Here is a 21744-nt window from a genome sequence, read left to right on the forward strand (position 1 = left end):
CGCATGACCACGAGACAGAAACCGCCGTTCCGCGGCGATATGGTTGGCAGCCTGCTGCGCAGCGCGCCGGTCAAGGACGCCCGCGCCAAGGTCGCGGCCGGCGAGATGAGCCAAGCTGAGCTGGCGAAGATCGAGGACGAGGAGATCACGAAACTCGTCAAGAAGCAGGAGGAGATCGGCCTGCAGGCGGTGACCGACGGCGAGTATCGCCGCGCCTTCTGGCATTTCGACTTCCTCGACGGTCTGGACGGCGTCACGACCTACGAGACCGATGCAGGGATCCAGTTCAAGGGCGTCGCCACCAAGGGGCATGGCATCCGCGTCACCGGCAAGCTCGACTTCCCGGCCGATCATCCGCATCTCCAGCATTTCAAGTTCCTCGCCTCGGTGACGAGCCGCGTGCCGAAGATGACGATCCCGAGCCCCTCCATGCTGCATTATCGCGGCGGGCGGAAAGCCATCGACGCCAGCGCCTATTATCGCATCGAGGACTATTACGAGGATCTCGGGAAGGCCTATGCGAAGGCGATCAAGGCCTTCTACGACGCCGGCTGCCGCTATCTGCAGCTCGACGACACCAGCCTGTCCTATTTCTGCGATCCCGATCAGCGGAACATGCTGACGGAGCGCGGCGACGATCCCGATAAGCTGATCTTCATCTATCGCGACGTGCTGAACGCCGCGCTCAAGGCGAAGCCGGCCGATATGGCGATCACCACCCACACCTGCCGCGGCAACTTCAAGTCGACCTTCATCGCGTCCGGAGGCTACGAGCCGGTCGCGGACATGGTCTTCAACCAGATCGACGTCGACGGCTATTTCATGGAGTGGGACGACGACCGCTCCGGCGGCTTCGAGCCGCTGCGCTTCCTGCCCAAGGGCGACAAGCAGGTCGTGCTCGGGCTCGTCACCTCGAAGTTCGGCGCCATCGAGAGCAAGGACAACCTCAAGCGCCGGATCGAGGAAGCCGCGAAATTCGCTCCGCTCGAACAGCTCTGCCTCTCGCCGCAATGCGGCTTCGCCTCGACCGAGGAGGGCAACGTCCTGGCCGAGGAGGAGCAATGGGCGAAGCTTTCGCGCATCGTCGAGGTCGCCAAAGAGGTCTGGGGATGAGCAGCGAACCCTGCTTCGACATCGGCCATCTCGCCCATGTCGAGTTGCTGACAGACAAGCCGCAGGAGAGCCTCGACTTCTTCGTGAACGTCTATGGGCTGACCGAGAGCGGGCGCGAAGGCAACAGCGTCTATCTGCGCGCCTGGGACGACTATGAGTTCCACACGCTCAAGCTCACCAGCGCCGGGACGACCGGCATCGGTCATGTCGCCTATCGCGCCACCAGCGAGGCGGCGCTTCTGCGCCGCGTCGCCGCGATCGAGGCGCTGGGCGCCGGCATCGGCTGGGTCGAGGGCGATCTCGGCCATGGCCGGGCCTATCGCTTCCGCGACCCGGACGACCACGTCTTCGAGATCTATTTCGACACCAACAAATATGTCGCCCCGCCGCATGAGAGGCCGGCGCTGAAGAACCAGCCGCAGCGCAACCATTCCCGCGGCTGCGCCGTGCGCCGGCTCGACCATCTCAACCTGCTGGCGCGCGATGTCGGCGTGATCCGCGAGTTCATCCCGAAGGCGCTGGGCAGCCGCGTGACCGAGCAGATCGTGCTCGATTCAGGCGAGGTCGGCGGCTGCTGGTTCACCGTCAACAACAAGAGCTACGACATCGCCTATACGCGCGACTACACCGGCAGCAGCGGGCGCTTCCACCATGTCACCTATGCGGTCGACCAGCGCGAACATGTGCTGGAGGCGGCCGACATCTTCCTCGAAAACGGCGTCCACATCGAAACCGGCCCGCACAAGCACGCGGTGCAGCAGACCTTCTTCCTCTATGTCTACGAGCCCGCCGGAAACCGCGTCGAAATCGCCAATGCGGGCGCGCGCCTGATCCTCGATCCCGACTGGCAGACGGTGACCTGGACGGAGACCGAGCGGAAGAAGGGGCAGGCCTGGGGCCTCAAGACGATCGAGAGCTTCCACACGCATGGCACGCCGCCGATCGCGGCGAAGCCGGCCTGAGGGATCGCGCGGACAAAAAGCCTCCGGGGCGGACCCCGGAGGCTGCTTTGCGCGTCGCCGCCTGCCTTAGACCAGCGGCACCTTGTACGGGTCGGCCCTCTCGTCGAAGCGCGTCCAGCCTTCCCGGCGATACTCGGCCGTGCGCGTATCGCGATCGATCGGCGAGGCGCCGTCCATGATCGCCTCGGCAGTGGCGGCGTGGGCATCGGGCACCTTCACCGAGACGACGGTGCCGCCGCGGCGGACGGTTTCGGCATGGTAGTGCGCTTCGTCCTCGTCGACTCCGGCGCTGGTGAACGAACCCACGAGACCGCCCGCGGCGGCGCCGGCGACGGCGCCCGCGGCCGTCGAGGCGAGCCAGCCGGCCGCAACGACCGGACCGATGCCCGGGATCGCCAGCATGCCGAGGCCGGCGAGCAGGCCGGCCGCACCGCCGACGCCGGCGCCGATACCGGCGCCTTCGGCGGCATTGCTGTCCTTGGCGCGCTCGTCGCGGCCGACGACGCTGATGTCGGACGAGGAGATGCCGGCGGCCTCCAGATTCTCGACGACGGCCGCCGCGGTTTCGTAATTGTCATAGGAACGGGTGATGGTACGGGTCATTTCGGACCTCCGGAATGCGAGTGGACGGACAAAATGGACTCAGTTGCGGGTGATGTTGCCGCGATAGTCGACCGAGACGTTGACCTTGGCGCCGGCGTTCATGGCCGAACCCTTCCACACCCCGTTCTCGTCCTTCTTCAGGCCCGTGACGTTGGAATACCCGTTGGCTTCGAGCCGGCTCTTGGCCTGGCCTTCGGTGAAGCTGTTGGCGCCGGGCAGGGGCGCATTCTTGTCGGCCTCGGCCTTGGGCGCCGGCATGGGCGAGGTCGTCGCGGTCTGCGCCAAGGCGCCGAACGACGTCGCCGAGGCGATCATCGTTGCGAGAAGCAGCTTCTTCATGGTCGTTCTCCAAAGACTGGCGGCGATGGCCGCTGTTGCCCAAGGAAACGGCACCCGGCTCGGATCGGTTCCGGAAATAAAAGTTCAGGAGACCGTGGAACTTCCGAGAGCGATCTCGATTTCGCCTGCGTCACGAACGCCGCTTCCGAGGACCCCGCCGCGTCGTTATGCTGAGGTCATGACACAGGCTCAGCACAGCCAGCCCGAGAACAGCCCTGAGGCCGTTGCGTCGGCGCCGTCGCGCCTCGGCATCGCGCTTCTGGCGGGCGGGGGGCTGACGCTCGTGCTGGCGGGGCTGCTGCTCTGGTGGCGCGAGGGCGATCGTCTCTTCACCGACGGCCTCATCGCCGCCATCGTCGCCTGCTTCTGAAGCCGCCAGCCGTTCCGGGACGTTCCGGACCGTAACCAGGATACTTCCGTGAACCGCCGTCTCGTCCTGCCCCTCGTCGTCTTCCTCGCCGGCGCGCTGGCGCTCGCCGCCGCCGCGATCCTGACCTTCTCGCCCAGCCGTCAGGGTCAGTCGGGCACGGCGAGCGTTGGCGGGCCGTTCACGCTGACGACGCAAGAGGGCAAGACGCTGACGGACAAGGATCTGCGCGGCGCGCCGTTCCTGGTGTTCTTCGGCTTCACCCATTGCCCCGACATCTGCCCGACCAAGCTCTTCGAGATTTCGGAGGTGCTGCGGGCCGCGGGCGGCAAGGGCGAGAAGCTGCGGGCGCTCTTCGTCACCGTCGATCCCGAGCGCGACACGCCCGAGGTGATGAAGAGCTATCTCGGCTCCTTCGACCCGCGCATCCTCGGCCTGAGCGGCGACCGGCCGGCGATCGACGCCATGATCAAGGCCTATCGCGCCTATGCCCGCAAGGTGCCGACCAAGGACGACTACACCATGGACCATACCGCCCTGGTCTACCTGATGGCCAAGGACGGCAGCTTCGTCGGCGCTTTCAATATCGAGCAGCCTCCGGCTCAGGCGGCGCAGGAATGGCTACGCCATCTGTAAGGGGCGCGACGGCGACCGGCGCGCGCCGGCGCGCCACGCCATGCGCCGTCTTGTTCCAGGCGAAGCGGCGCGCCCTGTATTCGTGCAGCGCCATCCAGGCGGCGATGCAGACGAGACCGTAATAGAACGGCAGAAGCGGCAGTAGCAGCAGCAATCGCGGCGCGCCTCGCCTGAGTGCCCCGATCGCCGGCGGCAGGAAGAGCGCGATCGTTCCGAATATCCAGACGGTCAGCGCCAGCGTCGAGGTCAGGCCGCCGAAAGCGTCGCTCGGTGAAAAGAGCGAGCCCTCGCGAAACGCCAGGAAGGCCGCAATGGCGAAGGCCGGATAGGCCAGCGCGGTCACGACCGTGCCGAGGCAAAGCGACATGAACGCGAACGTGGCTGGCAGCCCGGCCTCCCGCAAAAGCCGGATGGGTGCCCGCGAATGCGTCACGAGCGTCTGCATATAGCCCTTGATCCAGCGCGAGCGCTGCTTCAGCCAGGCAAGAAGCGTCAGCGGCGCCTCCTCGCGCGTGTCGGAAGGCAGGTCGCCCATGCGGTACCCCGCCCGGACGAGCCGTAACCCGAGATCGGCGTCTTCCGTAACATTCCAGGCATCCCAGCCGCCGATCGCCCGCAGCGCCCGCGTCCGGAAATGGTTGGAGGTGCCGCCCAGCATGATCGGCAAGCCGGAGCGCAGGAGGCCAGGGTTCAGCACCCCGAAAAGGCCGGCATATTCGAGTGCGAACAGCGCCGGCAGCAGCCCTTCATCTGCGTGGTCGATCACGAGCCTTGCCTGCAGGCAGGCGAGGTCCTCCGGCGCACGCAGGAAACGAGCCGCGGCCATGCGCAATTGCTGCGGATCTGGAATGTCCTCGGCGTCGAAAATCGTGAACAGCGCGCCCCGCGCCTCCAGCAAGGCGAGATTGAGGGCACGCGGCTTGGTGCGGGGCGGGCCGGCCGGTACGACGGTGACGCTGAGATGGGACGGCAGGGTGATGCGGGCGAGCGCCGCCTGCATGCCGGTGTCGTCGGCTTCGATCAGCAGGCGGATGTCGAGCTTGGCTGCGGGATAATCGCGACATTAGGTAGCAAACGCACCCGCTGAGAATCCCAGCAATCTCAGTGGATGGGTGAGAACATACACAGAAAATTGGATCTCAGAGAATTTGGCGCTTCACAGAGAAGGCGCGGTGACGTAGGTAAGGTGCCATGAGCACAGACCTCACATTGATTCGCCGCCGACGCGCTGAGATCGAAGGCGAGATAACTCGCCTGCAAACTCGCATTCAAGAGCTGCAAGGCGACTTCCGCGATCTAGTCATCGCCGAGCGAGTCATCGCAAAACTGACCGGCGACGCCGGCGGGACGCCTAGCGCGAGCGTCGAACAACCTTCGGCGCGCGCTAGCGGCGGCAAGCCGGACGGCACGCCAAAAGTCACCGATATGATCGTTTCTGTCCTCGAAGACGCTCGTAAGGAAGGGTTTCGTGGATTGGAGCCGAAGGACATGGCGACCCGGATAGCGCAGCGTTGGTGGCCGGATGTGCGGCCGGACGATGTGAACGGGATTGCTTGGAGAATGTGGAAGCGAGACCATCTCGTTAAAGACGAGGCGGTCTACATGCTTCCCAAAAAGGAGGAAGCCGCTGACGCCAACCTTGCAGGGGGAACGTCAACGGCTTCCGATAACAGCGACCTTCTCGGTTGAGGGGCCGCGCATGAGAAAGGTGCAGCAGATGCCGCCGCCTTAGAGTTCGCGGGTCGTTCGGGGAACCGAGCGGCCCGCGCCTACGGGGGTAGATGGTCGGGCTGACGGCTTCCCACCTACAGGCCCAGGGGTTCGTGTCCCCTTACCTCCACCAACGCCCCTGCGTCTCTAACGAGGCGCGGGGGCACCGTTTATATAGCAAACCACGTCGAATCCGTCCAGTTACCCTTCAAGGGTAACGCGAGGCTCATAAGCGATTCCATTGATAGGGAAATTGATCCCGGCGGCTTCTAGGGCGCGCCTCATCGCGTTCAAATTGTTGGCGATGGGAACGCGGCGCCCCTTTTCGTAATCGCGCACGGTCGAGAGCGAGACGCTTGCGGCGCTCGCTAACTGATCCTGCGTCCAATCCAACCACCCGCGCGCGGCGCGGCTCTGTTCTGGCGACATACATGATGACTAGTGATAAAAGGTTTTTCAGTCAACGCCAACGATATCCGTTGACATCGCTGATTTCCATGGATACCACTGATGTCAACGATAATCGTTGGCGTGGGCATGGCACAGCATTTCCTCCTTTCAGCAGCGGCCCGCACCCTATCCTTGGTGACGGTTGCCCGCATGTCGGACGAGGAAGCCCATAGCGCCTTCCGTCAGATCCGTTGGTGCGACACCGGCGGTGAGCCCGTATGCCCGCGCTGCAACTGCGGTGCGGTCTACACGTTCAAGACCCGCAAGCTCTACAAGTGCAAGGCTTGCACGCATCAGTTCTCGGTCACGTCGGGGACGATCTTCGCCAGCCGCAAGCTGGCCATCCGCGACTACCTCCTGGCCATCGCGATCTTCGTCAACGGAGCAAAGGGCCATTCGGCCTTGCAACTCTCCCGCGACATCAACGTCCAGTACAAGACGGCCTTCGTTCTGACGCACAAGCTGCGCGAGGCGATGGCCGCTGAGATGGCCGACATGACCGTCTCTGGTCAGGTCGAGATCGACGGCGCCTATTTCGGCGGCCACGTTCGCCCGGCCAACTTCAAAGAGAACCGCGTCGATCGCCGGCTCACCAAGAACCAGAACGGCAAGCGCCGCGTCGTGGTCATCATGCGCGAGCGCGACGGCCGCACGCTGCCGTTCGTGTTCAAGTCAGAGGGCGCCTCGCTGCCGACCATCGGCCAGCGTGTGCATGCGTCTGCAATAATTCATGCCGACGAAGCCCTGCATTGGGACGAGCTGCACACGTTGTACCTGACGAAGCGCATCAACCACAGTGAGGCCTACTCGGACGGCCAGTCCTGCACCAACATGGCGGAAAGCTTCTTCTCTCGCCTGCGTCGCGCTGAGATCGGCACGCACCATCACATCGCCGGCCCGTACCTCAACGCCTATTCCTCGGAAATGGCGTGGCGCGAGGATCATCGCCGTGTGAGCAATGGCGAGCAATATCTGATGGTGACAAGCGCAGCGCTATCGCATCCGGTAAGCCGCATTTGGAAAGGCTATTGGCAGCGCAGCGTTGCATCGTTAAAAGCGTGAACGTTCACGAATGATGCAGCGAATTTGTCGGCGCATGAAAATTTCATGCGGAACAAAAATGCGGCATTGCGCTTTATCAGAAAATTGACAAATATCATTCACGCATGTATGCGGCGCGCCGCGTCATAAGCGTAATGTAATTTTGTTTTTCAGGAGCCCGACATGCGAGAGAATGCAAGAGGCGTCGTTGACGATAGCCGTGCTGCGCTTCCGCGTGACACATCGCGGTTTTTACGTTTGCACCCTAATGGGCGCGCTGTCATTCGTCCCAACCCAACCACGTCGCTTGCTTTTGCAACGTCGGCCGAATTGGTGCACGTAGCGGTTGCTCAACGCTAAGAACATTTATATTTAGTTTCGGAAAAGGCGGTAGAAATTCTACCGCCTTTTTTTATGTTTGGCCGCCGAGTCCCAACCCACAATGATCGATTTTAACGAAAACAAGCTTGACGAATGGCTGGAGCGCTTCGAGTCGTTTAATTACGATTTCAAGGGTTTTTGCTTTGGAAACTTTCGGGTTTTTGGGGTCCATGCCGACTTCATTCCCAACGCTTTGCGGCAAATTTATCAGCAATGGAAGTCGGACTGTGAGAGATGGCTTTCAGAAGAGGCATCCGAAAGTACAGTCAAATTATCGCATGTTAAAATTTTATCATTGCTCCTTCATAATTTAGTTTCATCCCCTTTCCTGGGAAATATGTATGACCACGAATATACGGATGAATCGAAATATAATTTTTCAGGTTCTAACGACCAGCTGATCGCGGCCAGGAAAGATCTGGTTGACGGGCGCGAGGCGCTCCTTTCCTTAGATTTTACCTTGAATTGTATAGATTGGTTCGAGTTCAATAGGATCGACAGAGCGGAAACGTATGTTCAGCCTGTAACTGATGACATGAGGCACGACTTGCTAAACTACATCATCTCGGGCGAGAGCGAGCGAAAAGCTCTGTATCTTATTCTCAAGGCAATTTATTTGCGTCATGGCAGAGGCTCCGCGAATTAACTCAGGTCCACAGCCGCACGCCATCACGCTTGCCCGGAGAGGCAACCAGCCCGCGCTTCAACCTCATGCTCAACGCCTGCACGACGCGATGAGCGACGGTACTGCGTAGCACCTTGTCGCTCTCATCCATCCCCTTCGCCCGCATCACACGCAGCGCCAGTTCTCGTGTGTCCAGAGGCGATTCAATCGCCAGCGCCTCATGGCAGAGCTTTCCGATCTCTCGGGGCCTGAATAATCGCCCTATGTCCATATAGACCGGGAATTGAAGCGGCTCGTCTCCGATCTCGAAGAGCCGGATCGTCGCGGCGATATGCGCCAGGTCGCGGCGTGCCGTCTCCAGCTTGTCTTCATAGGCCTTGATCGCGGCGTTGATGGCGTCGCGACGGCGGCGAAGGGTGAGGAGAACATTGGGGTCATGCATCAGAAAACACTACCCCAACGACTCCCGTTGAGATAAGTTGATTTAGGTGAGATTGCTACCTAATGCCGGATAATCGAGCGCCGTCAAGGCTGCCAGCATCTGCTGCAGCACGGCCTCTTCGCGGTAGAGCGGCACCGCGACGGTATAGACCGGCAGCCGGCTGTCATCGACGCGCCAGCGATGACGTTGCCAGAGGTCGGGCGCCGGGCGCTCGATCGCGGCAGCCAGCCGCAGCAGGATGAGGCCGAGGAAAACCGGCCCGAGCAGCAGCGCGACGGCAAAGAAGGTCTGCAGCGGCGCGAAGATTCCGCCGGCTGCGGCGCTCGCCACGCAGATCGCCGTCGCGATGCGCTGCCCGCGACTGGCGCCGGTACGCGCACTGTCGCGGGCCATTCCGGCCTCGTCTAGGTTGGCGGCGCGGCGGGCGAGCGTGGCGGCGTTGGCTTGCCGCAAGGCCTCTCCGAAGCGGGTTGGCGTGACCACGGCGACGTCGCCGCGCTCCCGCGGCCCCGCTTCGAGCATCCGGCGCAGCGCCGGTCCCTCGGGCGCCAGCACGAAACGGAAGCGTCGCGACGCCTCGCCGATGACGGGCGCGATACCTCCGCGCAGGATCGCGCCATGCTCGCCGCCGGGCGTCAGCGCGAAGTCGCCCGAATGGAAGGGCAGGCCGAGCTCGGCGGCGACGGCGCGGTAGAAGCCGTCCTCGTCGATCAGCCCGAGCGCGAGGACCTCCCGCGCGGGCTCGGTGCCGTTGCGGCTGGCGTACCGCGCAGCGAGAGCGAGATCGGACGGCGTCACGCCATGGCGCGAGAGAAAAGCGATCTCGGCCGGAACGCCGGTGACGGCATCCGCGCACTCGTCAGAACGCCTCTCGTGACCGCTGCCCCCCAATGGCCCGGTTCCGCCCCCACGCAACACGGCCCCGGCTCAGTCGAGCCGGGACAACCCATGGTTGCCGCTTTCGGGCCACGAGTCGAGAGGGTCGAGGTCAGACTTTCGCGGGAAATTCTGGCGTGGCGATCACATTCCGCCGAGGATTTCGGCGACCTGCGGAATGTCCTTGTCGCCGCGACCTGACAGATTGACCACCATCAGATGATCCTGCGGCTTCTGGGGCGCGAGATCGGCAACGCGGGCGAGCGCATGGGCGGATTCCAGAGCCGGAATGATGCCTTCGAGCCTGGAGATCAGCTGGAAGGCTTCCAGGGCCTCGTCGTCCGTCGCCGAGAGATAGGTGGCGCGGCCGGTCTCGTGCAGCCAGGAATGCTCCGGCCCGATGCCGGGATAGTCGAGCCCGGCCGAGATCGAATGCGCATCCTTGATCTGGCCGTCCTCGTCCATCAGCAGATAGGTGCGGTTGCCGTGCAGGACGCCCGGCTTGCCGCCGGTCAGCGAGGCCGCATGCAGGCCGGACGGAATGCCGTGGCCGGCCGCCTCGACGCCGTAGATCTCGACGGACGGGTCGTCGAGGAAGGGATGGAACAGGCCCATCGCATTCGAACCGCCGCCGATGCAGGCGACGAGCGAATCCGGCAGGCGCCCTTCCAGCTCCTGCATCTGCTCGCGGGTCTCGTTGCCGATGACCGACTGAAAATCGCGCACCATCGCCGGATAGGGGTGCGGGCCGGCGACCGTGCCGATGCAGTAGAAGGTCGTCGCGACATTGGTGACCCAGTCGCGCAGGGCCTCGTTCATCGCGTCCTTCAGCGTCTTGGTGCCGGACTCGACGGGAATCACCGTCGCGCCGAGCATCTTCATGCGGAAGACGTTGGGTGCCTGCCGGGCGACGTCCACGGCACCCATATAGACGATGCATTCCAGCCCGTAGCGGGCGCAGAGCGTCGCGGTCGCGACGCCGTGCTGGCCGGCGCCGGTCTCGGCGATGATGCGCTTCTTGCCCATGCGCCGCGCCAGCAGGATCTGGCCGAGCACATTGTTCACCTTGTGCGACCCGGTGTGGTTCAGCTCCTCGCGCTTCAGATAGATCTTGGCGCCGCCGAAATGCTCGGTCAGCCGCTCCGCGAAATAGAGCGGCGAGGGGCGGCCGACATAGTGCTTCAGCCCATAGGCCGTCTCGGCATGGTAGGCCGGGTCGGCCTTCGCCGCCTCATAGGCCTGTTCCAACTCGAGGATCAGCGGCATCAGCGTCTCGGCGACGAAGCGTCCGCCGAACATGCCGAAACGGCCGTTCTCGTCGGGGCCGTTGCGATAGCTGTTGGGGTTCTGCGGCGCGTTCATGTCCCGACTGCCTCTGCTTTCATTGCGGCTGCGGCGGCCCGCGCCGCTGCGACAAAATCCCTGATCCGGCCAATGTCCTTGACGCCGGGAGCACTCTCGACCCCGGAGGACACGTCGACGCCCCATGGCCGCGCGACCATGACCGCCCGGCCGACATTCGCCGGATCGAGCCCGCCCGATAGCATGAAGCCCAAAGCGGGGTCGAGCGCGGTCAGCAGGGTCCAGTCGAAGACCTTGCCGTGGCCGCCCGGATAGGCCGCGTCCCTCGGTGGCTTGGCATCGAGCAGGATACGATCGGCGATGCCCCTGTGGATCTCCACCGCGGCGAGATCCTCCGCGCCACCGATGCCCAGCGCCTTCATCACGCGCAGCCCGGTCGCCGCCTTGATGGCCAGGATCTGCTCCGGGGTCTCGCGGCCATGAAGCTGCAGCCAGTCGGGCTTGAGCGCCTCGGCAATCTCATGCGCCTCGCTTACGTCGCGATCGACGATCAACGCCACGATCTCGGCACGCCCGCGCGCCATCGCAGCGAGCCCGGCCGCTTGGCTGGCTGTGACGAAACGAGGGCTCTTCGGATGGAAGACGAGGCCGATCATATCGGCGCCCGCATCGAGCGCGGCGCGCAGCGTCTCCGGCGTCGACAGGCCGCAGATCTTGATCGCGAGGGAAGAGTTCGATCCTGACATGGTCTCGCCTTAGCACGCAGCAGGGCGTTTTGGCACGAAGCTGATCGGCGCCGCACTTGCGACATGATGGCGGACGAAGCAATGCTGATCGCGTCGAGGCGACGGGCCAGAGCGACGGCAGAACGGGCGGACCAGATTGTTCGGCAGGGGGCGACGCGGGTTTACGGTGCTGGCGGCTCTGCTGGCGATGTCCGGCATCACCGCGGGCGTCTTCTATGCCTTGAGCCAACCCAGGACGCTGCGTCTTGCCGTCGGACCGCTCGGTTCCGAGGATGCCCGCATGGCCGCGGGTTTCGTGCAGGGCCTGAACCGCGAGAAGTCGCAGATCCGGCTGCGGCTCATTCTCACCGAGGGTTCGGAGGAAAGCGCCCGGAAGGTCGACGGCGGCGACGCCGAACTCGCGATCGTCCGTCCCGACATCGCGCTGCCGGCCAATGCCGACACGGCCTTGATCACGCGCCGCTCCTTCCCCTTCCTGATCACCGACAAGGAGAGCGCGATCGGCCGCATTGCCGATCTGCGCGGCCGCAAGGTCGGCGTCGTACGCAATCCCGCCGGCAATATCGCGCTGCTGAAGCTGGTGCTGGCGCAGTACGAGGTCAATCCCGATGACGTGACGATCGTTGGCCTGACGCCGGACGAGATCGTCCCGGCTGCGAAGGAGCGGCGGATCGACGCCTTCTTCTCGATCACCGCCGTCGGTGCCCGCGCCAGCGGCGACGGCTCCGGCCGCCTGCGTTCGGCCTGGGGCGAGGATCCCGTGCTGATCCCGATCCGCGAGGCCGATGCCCTTTCGGCACGGGTCCGGGCCATCGAGACCGGCGAGATCGTCAGGGGCGCGCTCGGGGGCGATCCACCCCGCCCCGCCGAGAACCTGCCGACGATCGCGATCACCTCCCGGCTCGTGGCTTCGCAGGATCTTGACGAGGACGTCGTCGCCAACCTGGTGAGCTCCCTGCTCGGGTTGCGCGTGACGCTCGCGGCGGAACTGCCGCAGATTCAGGGGCTGGAGGCGCCGGCGACCGACAAGGATGCGCCGTTGCCCGTTCATGCGGGCGCCGCCGCCTTCATCGACGGCGAGCAGAAGACCTTCTTCGAGCGCTATGGCGACTGGTTCTATCTGGGCGTGATGGCGGTTTCGCTGCTGGGCACGGGCGCCGCCGGCCTGCTCGGCCGCGAGAGCGCCGCGCGGCGCAAGCGGGCGATGATGGGGCTCGACCGCCTGCTCGCGCTCCTGCCCAGGATCCGCAGCACGTCGGATATCGAGACGCTTGATCTCTACCGGGCCGAGGCCGACGCGATCCTGCTGGAGGTGCTCGGCGATTTCGGCCAGGGCGATCTCGATTCTTCCGCCATCGCCGCCTACCGCCTGGTCTTCGATCAGGTCAGCCGCGCCGTCGTCGAAGCGAAGATCAGGGCCACGACGGCGCAGATCTGACGGCATCGGCCGGACTTCGGCGGGGTAGCGCGCCAGCTGCCCTTTTCCGGTGCCCGTCCTGGCCGGTCGGCCGCACCGCGGCCGGAGCAGCCCGTTCACCCTGCGGCAGGCAAAATCGACCGTCATGGTTGCCGAAACGGTCGCCAGGGTTTATGTGCGGCGCAGCGAAATCCAGATTCTCGAAACTAGGGCTGCGCCGACGGGGCTTCGATCCTCGCCGGCTTGTGGCCATGAAAAAGGCCCTGCCCGCATGTCCATGCGCAATATCGCCATCATCGCCCACGTCGACCACGGCAAGACCACGCTCGTCGACAAGCTGCTGCAGCAGTCGGGCACCTATCGCGACAACCAGCGCGTCATCGAGCGCGTGATGGACTCCAACGACCTCGAGAAGGAGCGCGGCATCACCATCCTGGCCAAGGCGACCTCGGTCGTCTGGAAGGACACCCGCATCAACATCGTCGACACCCCCGGCCACGCCGATTTCGGCGGCGAGGTCGAGCGCATCCTCAACATGGTGGACTCGGCCATCGTGCTGGTCGACGCGGCTGAAGGCCCGATGCCGCAGACCAAGTTCGTGGTCTCCAAGGCGCTGAAGCTCGGCCTCAAGCCGATCGTGGCGATCAACAAGGTCGACAAGCCCGACGCCCGCGTCCAGGAGGTGATCAACGAGGTCTTCGACCTCTTCGCCGCCCTCGACGCGACCGACGAGCAGCTCGATTTCCCGATCCTCTACGGTTCGGGCAAGCAGGGTTGGATGGCGCATGACCCGGCCGGTCCGCAGGATCAGGGCCTGGCGCCGATGTACGACCTCATCCTCTCCCACGTGCCGGAGCCGAAGGTCGAGGAAGGCCCGTTCCGCATGATCGGGACGCTGCTCGAGGCCAACCCCTATCTCGGCCGCATCATCACCGGTCGCGTCACCTCGGGCTCGGCCAAGCCGAATCAGACCATCAAGGTGCTTTCGGGCGACGGCTCGACGGTCGAGACCGGCCGTATCACCAAGATCCTCGCCTTCCGCGGCCTCGAGCGCCAGCCGATCGAGGAAGCCGTCGCCGGCGATATCGTCTCGATCGCGGGCCTCGTGAAGGGGTCCGTCGCCGACACCTTCTGCGACCCCGTCGTCACCGATCCGATCGAGGCTCAGCCGATCGATCCGCCGACGGTGTCGATGACCTTCATGGTCAATGATTCGCCGCTCGCCGGCACCGAGGGCGACAAGGTCACGACCCGCGTCATCCGCGACCGCCTGTTCAAGGAGGCCGAGGGCAATGTCGCGCTGAAGATCGAGGAAGCCTCCGACAAGGACAGCTACATCGTCTCCGGCCGCGGCGAATTGCAGCTCGCCATCCTGATCGAGACGATGCGCCGCGAGGGCTTCGAACTCGGCGTCTCGCGGCCGCGCGTCGTGCTGAAGCGCGACGAGTCGGGCCAGCTCCTGGAGCCGATCGAGGAGGTCATCATCGACGTCGACGAGGAGCATTCCGGCGTCGTCGTGCAGAAGATGTCCGAGCGCAAGGCCGACATGCTGGAGATGCGTCCTTCCGGCGGCAACCGCCTGCGCCTGATGTTCCATGCGCCGACGCGTGGCCTGATCGGCTATCAGGGTGAGCTCCTGACCGACACGCGCGGCACCGCGATCATGAACCGGCTGTTCCATGACTACCTGCCCTACAAGGGCGAGATCGGCGGCCGCCGCAACGGCGTGCTGATCGCGATGGAGACCGGCGAGGCTGTCGCCTACGCGCTCTGGAACCTCGAGGATCGCGGCCCGATGATGATCGAGCCCGGCTGGAAGGTCTATCAGGGCATGATCGTCGGCGAGCATACCCGCGAGAACGATCTCGAGGTGAACGTGCTCAAGGGCAAGAAGCTCACCAACATCCGCACGACGTCGAAGGACGAGGCGGTGCGCCTGACCCCGCCGATCCGCATGACGCTGGAGCGTTCGCTGGCCTGGATCGACGACGACGAGCTCGTCGAGGTCACCCCGAAGTCGATCCGCCTACGCAAGGCCGTGCTCGATCCCAACGAGCGCAAGCGCTCGCAGAAGATGAAGCAGGAAGTGGCCTGATCGGGCTCTTCCGGCAGGATCGGGAAAGGGCGAGCCGCGAGGCTCGCCCTTTTCGTTTGCGCCCGGGCTCCCGTCAGTGGCTCATCAGGGTCGGTAGCGTGCAGTCCTTGAGCAGCGACTGCGTCACGCCGCCGAGCAACCATTCGCGCAGGCGCGAATGCTTGTAGGCGCCGCAGACGACGAGATCCGCACCGAAGGCCTTCGCGGCCTGCCCGATCTCGCTGGCGACATCCGGCTGCGTGAGCGCGACATTACGGACCGTGACCTTGATGCCGTGCCGGGCGAGATGTGGCGCGAGGTCCGCGCCCGCGATCGTCGTCGACAGGTCCTTCTCGCCGCTGACGGAGAGGATCTCGACCTCGGCGGCCTCGGCCAGGAAGGGCATGGCGTCGCCCACAGCCCGAGCTGCGGAGGCACCGCCGTCCCAGGCGATCAGGATCCGCTTCGCCGAGAAAGTCTCGCAGCCCGGCGGGACGATCAGTACCGGACGGCCGCTCTCGAACAGCGCGGCCTCGATCAGCCCGCGATCACGCTGCACGGCGTCCTTCTCCATGTCGAGGATGCTGAGATCGTGGACACGCGCATAGGCCAGCAGCCGATCGCAGAGATTGGCGTAGACGAGCGTCGGGGTCTCGACCGTGCAGGTGACGCCGGCGAGATCGGCCCGGTCCTTCGCCGTCTCGGCGAAGGCCTCGGCGAGGGCCTGGATTCGGCGGTTCTCGGTGCTGACGAGTTCAGCCCCGAACGCGCCGACCAGCGAGGCCGGAATGGCATAGCGCATCGAGGCGGCCTGCAGCGTCAGGTGCGCCTTGGCCTGCTGCGACAATGACAGCGCATAGGCGAGCGCGGAACTCTTCTCGCCGCGGCCCTCCTCGGTGAAGGCGATGAGAACGCTCTTGATTGATTTGAGCATGGCGCAACTCCCGGTGTAAATTCTGCGTCCCGAGTGTGCCCGAAGACGCCGCCGCCATCTTGCGCTGGATCAATCTGTCTGTCGCGGATCGGTGGAAGAATGTGTCCAAGGACGTTGTTCAGGAGGGAGCCTACATGCTCCAGCGCATTTCACTGCATCTCGGCCGCACCGCTTCGCATCCTGAAGGCAGCAGCCAGGACGGTTACGAAATCACCGCGCCGCTCGATGCCGAGGGCCGCCTCGTCGCTGGCGAATGGCATGAGGAGCGCGAGAAATGCCGGGTCCGGCGCTTCCGACCTGGCGAGCCCGATCGCCATGGCTGGCTCCTGCACCGGGCCGGCGGCGATGGCGGGGCAAGCTGGGGTATCGACTATGACGAGGCGTCCTTCGACGATGACGAGGTCGGCTACAAGCTGGACCGCCACCGCTTCACCGTCGGCGAATATGTCTCCATTCGCGAGCAGGACGGCGATTTCCAGCCCTACAAGGTCGTCGCCATCCGCCCGGCCGGCAAATCCCAGCCGGCCGGCGCCCGTTGAGCCGCTCGCAGCCGCCCATCGCCTGACGGAGACAATGCCATGCCGATCACCCGTTCTGCCGAGACACTGCGCTATGGCGGCCTCCTGGTCCCGGTTCATCTCGGCGCGGGGGCGGAGGCGACGATCCGCTTTGCCGCCCGCCTGGCCCGGGACCTGTCCTGCCGCCTGATAGGCACCGGCGGCGACCAGATCGAACTACCCTATTTCGGCGATGGGGCGGGCATCGTCGACGCCGTCCTTGTCGAGAATGCGCGCGGCGTCGTTCTCGAGGATCTCGCCAAGGCCGAGGCCCTCTTCCGCCGGGTTGCGGACGGAGTGGACGCGGATTGGCGCTGCGCCATCGAGCAGCCGCGCAGCCTCGCGCTGACGCAGGCACGCGCCGCCGATCTGGTCGTTGTCTCCCGGCAGGGTCCGGATGACGAAGCTCTGGGCCGGATGGGCGTCGCTCCAGGCGACGTGGTCATGGAACTCGGCCGGCCGATCCTCGTGGTCCCACCCGGGGTTGAGAGGCTGGCGGCGAAGAGCGTCGTCGTAGCCTGGAAGGATACGCGCGAGGCCCGTCGCGCCGTCCGGGACGCGCTGCCCTTCCTGGTCCGCGCCGAGATGGTCAGCGTGCTGACCGTCGGGGCCGATGCGGCCGACCATGCGGCGCCTGAGGTCTGCGGCTATCTCGCGCAGCACGGCATTGCCGCCCGCGCCGTCGAGCGGCCCGACCGCGGCGAATATGTCGTCGACGAAATCACGGAGCAGGTGCGGCAGCAGAGCGCGGACCTGATCGTGGCCGGCGCCTATGGCCATAGCCGCATGCGCGAATGGATATTCGGCGGCGTGACCCAGGATCTGATCGAGACCACGCCGGTCTGCTGCCTGCTCTCGCACTGAAAGCCGGCACGCCCTGCACGGGGCGCAAGCTTGGCCCGCCGGTGCCGCAGTTGCGGCACCGGCTCGCCTCTGATCCTTTGTGGCCCTTCCGAACAAGGACCACCTCCATGCAGTTCCGCAATCTCGGCCGCTCGGGCCTGCGTGTTTCGCTCGTCGGTCTCGGCTGCAACAATTTCGGGGGTCGCATCGACGACGAGGCAGCCGCCAAGGTCATCGACGCCGCGATTGAGAACGGCATCACCCTGTTCGACACCGCCGACATCTATGGGGAGAAGGCCGGGTCCGAGATAGCGCTCGGCCGGTTTCTCGGAGCGCGCCGGAAGGACATTGTGCTCGCCTCGAAGTTCGGCATGAGGATGTTCCATGGCGGCGAGGGCGGCTCGCGCCGCTACATCATGAGCGCGGTCGAGGAATCGCTGACGCGGCTGAAGACCGACTGGATCGACCTCTACCAGTTCCACAAGCCCGACCCGCTGACCCCGATCGACGAGACCTTGCGCGCGCTCGAGGATCTCGTCCGGCAGGGCAAGGTCCGCTATATCGGCTGCTCCAACATGCCCGGCTGGCAGATCGCCGATGCGCAATGGACGGCGCGCGATCTCGGGATCGGTGGCTTCGCCTCGGCGCAGGACGAATACAGCCTGCTCAAGCGTGGCGCCGAGGCGGACCTGATCCCCGCGATCAGCCATTTCGGCATGGGATTGCTGCCCTATTTCCCGCTCGCCAACGGCGCGCTGACAGGAAAATACAAGCGCAACGCCCCGATGCCGGATGGTGCCCGCCTGACCAAGCTGCCGGAGCGCGCCGGCCAGATCTTCAGCGACGAGAACTGGACGAAGATCGAGAGGCTCACGGCCTTCGTCGAGGCGCGCGGGAAGACGCTGGTCGAGCTCGCCTTCTCGTGGCTGGCGGCCCAGCCGGTGGTGTCGAGCGTGATCGCTGGCGCCACCAAACCCGAGCAGATCGCGGCCAACGTCAAGGCGGCCGAATGGGCGCTGACGGCCGAGGAACTGGCCGAAATCGACGCGATCACGAAGTAATCCAAACTACTGGCATTGCCGTCATGGTCGGGCCTGTCCCGACCATCCACGCCTTCCTTTGGCGAGAACCGCGTTCAGGACGCGGATGCTCGCTACAAGGGCGAGCAGGTCGACGCGATTCAAGCCGGCGCCCGCCACTCCTGACAGCTTCTTGCGAATCACAGGCTTGACCCGATGGACCGCCTTGCGCGGCCCGCTTATGGTCCGCGCCATGAGCGAGACAGCCCGGACGACCACCGCACCCGACCTGAAGCCTGGCGACCATCTCTTCCTGGTCGACGGCTCGAACTTCATCTTCCGGGCCTATTTCCAGTCGATCAACCAGGACCGGAAATACAATGCCCGCTCGGACGGTTTGCCCTCGGGCGCGGTCCGGCTGTTCGCGACGAAGCTGTTCCAGTTCGTGCGCGAGGGCGTGCTCGGCGTCAGGCCGACCCATCTGGCCATCGTCTTCGACAAGTCGGAGAACTCGTTCCGCAAGGCGATCTACCCGGCCTACAAGGGCAACCGCTCCGATCCGCCGCCGGATTTGATCCCGCAATTCCCCCTGATGCGCGAGGCGGTGCGCGCCTTCGGGCTGCTGCCGGTGGAGCAGGATGTCTATGAGGCCGACGACCTGATCGCGACCTATGCCAGGCAGGCGCGCGAGGCGGGTGCAGACGTGCTGATCGTCTCCGCCGACAAGGATCTGATGCAGCTCGTCCGACCGGGCGTGGCGATGTACGATCCGGCCTCCGGCGACCAAAAGAAGGGCGCCGGCTTCCGCGCCGAGCGCCGCATCGGCGAGCCAGAAGTGGTCGAGTATTTCGGCGTAATGCCGGACAAGGTCACCGATGTGCAGGCGCTGGCCGGCGACGCCACCGACAACGTGCCCGGAGCCCCCGGCATCGGCATCAAGACGGCGGCCCAGCTCATCGGCGAGTATGGCGATCTCGAAACACTGCTGGCCCGCGCGGGCGAGATCAAACAGCCGAAGCGCAGGGAGACGCTGACCAATCCGGACGTGGTCGAGAAGGTCCGCATCTCCCACAAGCTCGTCACGCTGGTCGACGACGTGAAGGTCGAGACGCCGCTGGCGGACCTCACGCTCGGTCAGCCCGATCCGGTCAGGCTCGTCGCCTTCCTCAAGGCGATGGAGTTCACCACCATCACCAAGCGCGTCGGCGAAGCTTATGAGGCCGATGTCGCGGCGATCGATGCCGACGCGGCGCTGGCGCCGGGCGGCAGCCGCGCCGCCGAGCTCAAGGCGCTCTATGCCGGCGTTGAGGCAGGCGAAGCGCAGCCCTCGCTGTCGGAAGCGGCGAGTGCGCCGGTCACGCAGCCTGCGGCGGCGCCCAGTGCCGATGGCTGGCTGAAGCCAGCCGATCTCGCGGCCGCCCGCAAGAATGCGGCACTCGGCCAGAAGATCGATCTCACGTCCTATGAATGCGTCCGCGACCTCGATGCGCTGAAGCGCTGGATCGCTTCAGCCTATGAGGCCGGCCAGCTTGCGATCGACACCGAGACCAGCGCCATCGACCCGATGCAGGCCGATCTCGTCGGCATCTCGCTGGCGGTCGCGCCGGGCAAAGCCTGCTACATCCCGTTGCAGCATCGTGGCGGCAGCGATCTCTTCGGTGGCGGCATGGTCGAGGGCCAGATTCTCCTGGCCGAGGCGCTGGCGGCGCTGAAGCCCCTGCTCGCCGACCCCGGCGTGCTGAAGATCGGCCAGAACCTCAAATACGATCTCGTCCTGCTGAAGCGCTACGGCATCGAGGTCACGCCGATCGACGACACGATGCTGATCTCCTATGCGCTCGATGCCGGCAACAACAGCCATGGCATGGACAAGCTCTCCGAGCTGCATCTCGGCCACGAGACGATCACCTTCGGGCAGGTCGCGGGCACCGGCAAGGCGCAGGTGAGCTTCGACAAGGTCGCGCTCGACAAGGCGACGGATTACGCCGCCGAGGATGCCGACGTGACCTTGCGGCTCTGGCAGGTGCTCAGGCCGCGCCTGGCCGCCGAGGGCAGGACGACGGTCTACGAGACGCTGGAGCGTCCGCTGGTCGGCGTGCTCGCCCGCATGGAGGCGCGCGGCATTGCCATCGACCGGCAGATCCTGTCACGGCTCTCCGGCGAGTTCGCCCAGTCGCTGGCCCGGCTGGAGGACGAGATCTACGAGGTCGCCGGCGAGAAGTTCACGATCGGCAGCCCCAAGCAGCTCGGCGACATCCTGTTCGGCAAGATGGGTCTCGAAGGCGCCAAGAAGACCGCGACCGGGCAATGGGCGACCGGGGCCGGCGTGCTCGAGGATCTGGCCGAGAAGGGCCATCCGCTGCCTTCGAAGATCCTGGACTGGCGCCAGCTCGCCAAGCTGAAATCGACCTATACCGACTCGCTGCCGGCCTATGTGAACCCCGAGACCAACCGCGTTCACACTTCCTATGCTCTGGCGGCCACCACGACGGGGCGACTCTCCTCCTCCGAGCCGAACCTGCAGAACATCCCGATCCGTACGGAGGCCGGCCGCAAGATCAGGACGGCCTTCATCCCGGAGAAGGGCTACAAGCTGGTCTCGGCCGATTACAGCCAGATCGAACTGCGCCTGCTCGCCCATATCGCCGAGATCCCGCAGCTCCGGCAGGCCTTCGCCGATGGCGTCGACATCCATGCGATGACCGCGTCCGAGATGTTCGGCGTGCCGGTCGCGGGTATGCCGAGCGAGGTCCGCCGCCGTGCCAAGGCGATCAATTTCGGGATTATCTACGGCATCTCCGCCTTCGGGCTTGCGAACCAGCTCGGCATCGGCCGCGAGGAGGCCAGCGCCTATATCCGCAAATATTTCGAGCGCTTCCCCGGCATCCGCGACTACATGGACCAGACCAAGACCTTCGTGCGCGCCAACGGCCATGTCGAGACGATCTTCGGGCGCATCTGCCATTTCCCGGCGGTCGCCTCGAAGAACCCGTCCGAACGCGCCTTCGTCGAGCGCCAGGCGATCAACGCGCCGATCCAGGGCTCGGCCGCCGACATCATCCGCCGCGCCATGATCCGCATGGAGGACGCGCTGGCGGCGGCCAGGCTCGACGTCCGCATGCTCCTGCAGGTCCATGACGAACTGGTCTTCGAGGTGCCGGACGACCAGGTCGAGGCCGCGCTGCCTGTGATCGAGAAGGTCATGGTCGAGGCGCCGCACCCGGCCGTCCAGCTCCGGGTTCCGCTGGCGGTGGAAGCGCGCGCCGCCGGGAACTGGGACGAGGCCCATTGAGGGGAAGTCGGCCCG

General features: G+C 65.2%; 22 protein-coding genes. 13 read left to right on the forward strand and 9 right to left on the reverse strand.

Annotation, left to right across the window (positions count from 1 at the left end):
- The first annotated feature begins 3 nt into the window (after positions 1–3).
- Together AC1RMY_RS23335 and AC1RMY_RS23340 are read left to right on the forward strand one after the other, a co-directional pair.
- Positions 4–1113 (forward strand): 5-methyltetrahydropteroyltriglutamate--homocysteine S-methyltransferase, encoded by a 1110-nt coding sequence (locus AC1RMY_RS23335; protein ID WP_492868643.1) that lies wholly within the window; start codon positions 4–6, stop codon positions 1111–1113.
- Positions 1110–2075 carry a VOC family protein gene (locus AC1RMY_RS23340; RefSeq protein ID WP_492868645.1) on the forward strand — a complete coding sequence of 322 codons (966 nt, stop codon included), beginning with the start codon at positions 1110–1112 and terminating at the stop codon, positions 2073–2075. The genes AC1RMY_RS23335 and AC1RMY_RS23340 overlap by 4 nt, the downstream gene beginning before the upstream one ends.
- Positions 2076–2141: 66 nt before the next feature.
- Here AC1RMY_RS23340 and AC1RMY_RS23345 read toward each other — a convergent pair whose 3' ends face one another.
- Both AC1RMY_RS23345 and AC1RMY_RS23350 read right to left on the reverse strand, forming a co-directional pair.
- Positions 2142–2678 carry a general stress protein gene (locus tag AC1RMY_RS23345; protein WP_492868647.1) on the reverse strand — a complete coding sequence of 179 codons (537 nt, stop codon included), beginning with the start codon at positions 2676–2678 and terminating at the stop codon, positions 2142–2144.
- Between the two features lie 39 nt (positions 2679–2717).
- Entirely contained in the window at positions 2718–3017 is a 300-nt protein-coding gene (locus AC1RMY_RS23350) for a PepSY domain-containing protein (RefSeq protein ID WP_492868649.1), read from the reverse strand.
- Between the two features lie 178 nt (positions 3018–3195).
- Here AC1RMY_RS23350 and AC1RMY_RS23355 point away from each other — a divergent pair, with 178 nt between their 5' ends.
- Together AC1RMY_RS23355 and AC1RMY_RS23360 are read left to right on the forward strand one after the other, a co-directional pair.
- The gene (locus AC1RMY_RS23355; RefSeq protein ID WP_492868651.1) at positions 3196–3387 is read left to right on the forward strand and encodes a hypothetical protein; all 192 of its coding nucleotides are present in this window, start codon (positions 3196–3198) and stop codon (positions 3385–3387) included.
- Between the two features lie 48 nt (positions 3388–3435).
- Positions 3436–4020, forward strand: coding sequence for an SCO family protein (locus AC1RMY_RS23360; protein ID WP_492868653.1), 585 nt, complete (start codon positions 3436–3438; stop codon positions 4018–4020).
- On the opposite strand, the gene AC1RMY_RS23365 is transcribed toward AC1RMY_RS23360, so the two are convergent.
- Positions 3965–5053, reverse strand: coding sequence for a glycosyltransferase family 2 protein (locus AC1RMY_RS23365; protein WP_492868733.1), 1089 nt, complete (start codon positions 5051–5053; stop codon positions 3965–3967). The two genes, AC1RMY_RS23360 and AC1RMY_RS23365, sit on opposite strands and share 56 nt — an antisense overlap.
- Positions 5054–5211: 158 nt before the next feature.
- Here AC1RMY_RS23365 and AC1RMY_RS23370 point away from each other — a divergent pair, with 158 nt between their 5' ends.
- Positions 5212–5709 carry a hypothetical protein gene (locus AC1RMY_RS23370; RefSeq protein WP_492868654.1) on the forward strand — a complete coding sequence of 166 codons (498 nt, stop codon included), beginning with the start codon at positions 5212–5214 and terminating at the stop codon, positions 5707–5709.
- Between the two features lie 222 nt (positions 5710–5931).
- On the opposite strand, the gene AC1RMY_RS23375 is transcribed toward AC1RMY_RS23370, so the two are convergent.
- Entirely contained in the window at positions 5932–6159 is a 228-nt protein-coding gene (locus AC1RMY_RS23375; RefSeq protein ID WP_492868656.1) for a helix-turn-helix domain-containing protein, read from the reverse strand.
- Positions 6160–6267: 108 nt separating this feature from the next.
- On the opposite strand from AC1RMY_RS23375, the gene AC1RMY_RS23380 reads away from it, so the two are divergent.
- Both AC1RMY_RS23380 and AC1RMY_RS23385 read left to right on the forward strand, forming a co-directional pair.
- Entirely contained in the window at positions 6268–7242 is a 975-nt protein-coding gene (locus AC1RMY_RS23380) for an IS1595 family transposase (RefSeq protein WP_492868735.1), read from the forward strand.
- Between the two features lie 421 nt (positions 7243–7663).
- Complete coding sequence (locus AC1RMY_RS23385; protein WP_492868658.1) at positions 7664–8248, forward strand: hypothetical protein; 585 nt, start codon at positions 7664–7666, stop codon at positions 8246–8248.
- Between the two features lies 1 nt (position 8249).
- On the opposite strand, the gene AC1RMY_RS23390 is transcribed toward AC1RMY_RS23385, so the two are convergent.
- The 4 genes from AC1RMY_RS23390 to AC1RMY_RS23405 form a co-directional block, all read right to left on the reverse strand.
- Positions 8250–8669, reverse strand: a complete 420-nt coding sequence (locus AC1RMY_RS23390; RefSeq protein WP_492868660.1) for a hypothetical protein — start codon at positions 8667–8669, stop codon at positions 8250–8252.
- 42 nt (positions 8670–8711) lie between these two features.
- Entirely contained in the window at positions 8712–9560 is an 849-nt protein-coding gene (locus AC1RMY_RS23395) for a hypothetical protein (RefSeq protein ID WP_492868662.1), read from the reverse strand.
- Positions 9561–9689: 129 nt separating this feature from the next.
- A complete protein-coding gene (gene trpB / locus AC1RMY_RS23400; RefSeq protein ID WP_492868663.1) occupies positions 9690–10907 on the reverse strand; it encodes a tryptophan synthase subunit beta in 1218 nt (405 codons plus the stop codon).
- Positions 10904–11593, reverse strand: a complete 690-nt coding sequence (locus AC1RMY_RS23405) for a phosphoribosylanthranilate isomerase (protein WP_492868665.1) — start codon at positions 11591–11593, stop codon at positions 10904–10906. Before AC1RMY_RS23405 ends, trpB begins: the two co-directional genes overlap by 4 nt.
- 166 nt (positions 11594–11759) lie before the next feature.
- Between AC1RMY_RS23405 and AC1RMY_RS23410 the strand changes: the two genes are divergently transcribed.
- Entirely contained in the window at positions 11760–13031 is a 1272-nt protein-coding gene (locus AC1RMY_RS23410; RefSeq protein WP_492868667.1) for a TAXI family TRAP transporter solute-binding subunit, read from the forward strand.
- A gap of 250 nt (positions 13032–13281) precedes the next feature.
- Positions 13282–15105, forward strand: a complete 1824-nt coding sequence (gene typA, locus AC1RMY_RS23415; protein ID WP_492868669.1) for a translational GTPase TypA — start codon at positions 13282–13284, stop codon at positions 15103–15105.
- A gap of 73 nt (positions 15106–15178) precedes the next feature.
- Here the strand turns inward: typA and AC1RMY_RS23420 are convergent, their stop codons facing one another.
- Positions 15179–16018 carry a universal stress protein gene (locus tag AC1RMY_RS23420; protein ID WP_492868671.1) on the reverse strand — a complete coding sequence of 280 codons (840 nt, stop codon included), beginning with the start codon at positions 16016–16018 and terminating at the stop codon, positions 15179–15181.
- Positions 16019–16152: 134 nt separating this feature from the next.
- On the opposite strand from AC1RMY_RS23420, the gene AC1RMY_RS23425 reads away from it, so the two are divergent.
- From AC1RMY_RS23425 to polA, 4 genes are all read left to right on the forward strand, one after another.
- On the forward strand, positions 16153–16557 hold the full coding sequence (locus tag AC1RMY_RS23425; protein ID WP_492868673.1) for a hypothetical protein: 405 nt from the start codon (positions 16153–16155) through the stop codon (positions 16555–16557).
- A 39-nt stretch (positions 16558–16596) separates the two neighbouring features.
- Positions 16597–17439 carry a universal stress protein gene (locus AC1RMY_RS23430; RefSeq protein ID WP_492868675.1) on the forward strand — a complete coding sequence of 281 codons (843 nt, stop codon included), beginning with the start codon at positions 16597–16599 and terminating at the stop codon, positions 17437–17439.
- Between the two features lie 107 nt (positions 17440–17546).
- On the forward strand, positions 17547–18479 hold the full coding sequence (locus AC1RMY_RS23435) for an aldo/keto reductase (RefSeq protein WP_492868677.1): 933 nt from the start codon (positions 17547–17549) through the stop codon (positions 18477–18479).
- Between the two features lie 211 nt (positions 18480–18690).
- Positions 18691–21729: a DNA polymerase I gene (polA, locus tag AC1RMY_RS23440; RefSeq protein WP_492868678.1), complete on the forward strand. Its 3039-nt coding sequence runs from the start codon at positions 18691–18693 to the stop codon at positions 21727–21729.
- Positions 21730–21744 lie beyond the last annotated feature (15 nt).

This window comes from Allobosea sp. GW822-FHT03F07 (genome assembly GCF_058801345.1).